Source organism: uncultured Clostridium sp. (assembly GCF_937920395.1).
In the GTDB taxonomy this organism is placed as follows: Bacteria; Bacillota; Clostridia; order Clostridiales; family Clostridiaceae; genus Clostridium_AD.
On record NZ_CALEVF010000282.1, the window covers coordinates 1 to 3,313 of the forward strand.

Here is a 3,313-nt window from a genome sequence, read left to right on the forward strand (position 1 = left end):
TTCCGATCTCTAAATTACACCAAAGAATGTACTTAGAAAATAATTCTAGATCTGTAGCTTAGTTTAATTCTAAATAATTACTAAATTTACCATTGTTCGTGTTTCTTAATGGTCTTTTTGTTGTGCATTAAAATTGGTAACTACTTTTTTAAATTTATAGTTGACTTTAATTAGCTGGTCTAAATATACATATTGTTTTATATTCTTATTTTATATAATTAATTGAGTGTATAATTGATTTTAAAATAAATAAACCTTACTCTTTTATAATATAAAAGTAACTTATATATAGTATATACTAAATGATTATGTAGTTATACATAATGTATTTAATTTATTAATTGATATGATATACCTAATAATATTATTTAAGAGGCAAATGAATTTGATGATATATTGGACATAAAATTAATGACAAAGCATGGTATATTAGCAAAGAATTCATATTAAAAGTTTACGTTAAGTTTACAATATTGACAAGCAAATTTACTAAGAATATACTTAATATATAGGATTTGTTTATTTTTATGATTTGTTAAAATTCATATAAATAGGTGTTAAAAATTAGTAAAATCATGAAACACTTTTAAAAAATTAATATAGGTAAGATACATATTATAAATAGATTTTGTATTGCATCAATGCGATTGTATGGCTTATGTGATGAAAACGGTTTGTATAATCAAAAGGAATAGAGTATAACAGCATTTATCACTAATTGATTAATATAACGTAAATATAACAAAACAAATTTCAAATTATACTATTGGGGTTTGAAGGTTACTTTTAAAAATTTTATTATAAAAAAAGAGTTAAGGGGATGTTTATTAATGTTAAAAAAATTTGTTCATACAATGCCAGAGAATGGATATCCTGAGTGGAATAATAATCCTGAAATTTTTCAATTGAATAGAATGAAAGCACATGTTTCATTAATGCCTTTTGATACAGTAGAAGAAGCAATAATTGGTGAAAGAATAACTTCTAATAATTATTTAACTTTAAATGGTATTTGGAAATTTAGTTTTGCAGAAAATCCAGAAAAAAGAAATAAAAAATTCTTCGAAAAAGACTTTGATTGTAGTAAATTTGATGATATTATGGTTCCAAGTAATTGGCAACTAAAGGGTTATGATTATCCCCAATATACTAATGTAAGTTATCCATGGACTTTAAGTGAAGATTTGGTAGCACCTTTTGCACCAACAAAGTACAATCCAGTTGGTTCTTATAGTAGAAATTTTGTTGTTCCAACTAATTGGGATGGAAGACCAGTGTATTTAAGTTTTCAAGGGGTTGAGTCTGCTTTTTATGTATGGGTAAATGGTGAATTAGTTGGTTTTGGTGAGGATTCATTTACTCCATCGGAATTTGATATAACATCTTATCTAGTAGAGGGAGAAAACAAGCTGTCAGTTGAAGTTTATAGATGGTGTGACGCTAGCTGGCTTGAAGATCAAGATTTTTGGAGACTTAGCGGTATTTTTAGAGATGTTTATTTATATTCAACGCCAAAAGTACATATATATGATTTTTCAGTTGTTACGCAACTAGATGAAAAATATGAGAACTCTGAATTAATTATTAAAGCAAAGGTAACAAATTATTTTCAAAAAGAAGTAGGAAAATATACAATAGATGCGGTCCTATATGATGAAAATAATTTTAATGTTTTAAATGAACCACTAAAAATGCAGGTGAATATTAAGCAGAAAGAAAATTGTAAGGTGGATAGTAATGTACATATTGAAAATCCATTAAAATGGAGTTCTGAAAATCCAAATCTTTATAATTTAGTTTTGACATTAAAGGATGAGTGTGGAAACATAGTTGAAACTTTATGTTGTAAAGTTGGATTTAGATGTTTTGAAATAAAGGATGGCCTTATGAAAATAAATGGAAAACGAATAGTTTTCAAGGGCACCAATAGGCATGAATTTAACTGTGAAAATGGTAGAGCTTTATCAAGGGAAGATATGGTAAAAGACATAGTACTTATGAAACAACACAATATAAATGCAGTTCGTACATCGCATTATCCTAATAATATTTTATGGTACGATTTATGTGATGAATATGGTCTTTATGTTATAGATGAAACAAACCTTGAAACTCACGGTTCGTGGACTATTGAGCAAACAAAGGAAGAAATTCGAACAATTCCTGGAAGCAAACCAGAGTGGACCAATGCAGTTATTGATAGATGTAATTCTATGCTACAAAGAGATAAAAATCATCCTTCTGTAGTTATATGGTCTCTTGGAAATGAAGCTTGGGGTGGGGAAAATTTTATAAAAATGCATGATTTCCTTAAAGAAAATGACCCAACTAGAATTGTTCATTATGAAGGCGTTTTTCACGCACCAGAATTTAAGGCAGCGTCAGATATTGAAAGTCAAATGTATTCAAAGGTTGAAGACCTTGAAGAATATGCTAAAAACATTCATAAAAAACCATTTATCTTATGTGAATATAGTCATGCCATGGGAAATTCGTGTGGTAATTTGTTTGAATATACAGAACTATTTGATAAATATGCAATACTTCAAGGTGGATTTATATGGGACTGGATTGATCAGGGTATTAAAACAAAAACAGCTGATGGAGTTGAATATTTAGGATATGGTGGAGATTTCGGTGATTTACCAAATGATGGTAATTTCTGTGGAGATGGATTGATTTTTGCAGATAGAACGTTAACATCTAAGATTAAGGAAGTAAAAAAATGTTACCAAAATGTTGAATTTGAGGCAATAGATACTGATGAAGGTGAATTTAAAATTACAAATAAATTCTTGTTTACAAATTTAAGTGATTTCAAATTAGTATATAAAATTATAAAAAGTGGTAAGCAAGCATTTGAGGGTGGCGAAAATCTAAATATTGCGCCTAACTCATCTGGGTCTATAAAATTATCTTTAGAATTTCTCAAAAAAAATTATGGCACTGCTGAATATTATTTGGATTTAAGTTTGGTCCTAAAGAAAGATACAATTTGGGCTAAAAAAAACCATGAGATTGCGTTTGAACAATTCAAACTGTTTAATAAAGATTTTACTAGTATTCAGAACAATCTAAAGGAAAAAATTATTTATCGTGTACCTAAGATTGGAGAAGATAAAGAATTCATAAAAATTAAAGGACCAAATTTTGAAATTACTTTCAATAAAACCACAGCCTCAATTATTTCTTATATTTTTAAAGGTGTGGAGCTTTTAAAAGATGAGTTGTCCCCGAATTTTTGGAGAGCTCATACTGATAATGATGATGGAAATAAATTGCAGCAAAGATGTATTACATGGAAAAACGCAGG

The 3,313-nt window shown here is 28.0% G+C and carries 1 protein-coding gene; it reads left to right on the top strand.

What is annotated here, in order from left to right; all coding sequences use genetic code 11:
• Positions 1–830: 830 nt before the first annotated feature.
• A partial coding sequence (locus tag Q0649_RS18120) for a glycoside hydrolase family 2 TIM barrel-domain containing protein (RefSeq protein WP_298845346.1) occupies positions 831–3,313 on the top strand: 2,483 nt, incomplete at its 3' end.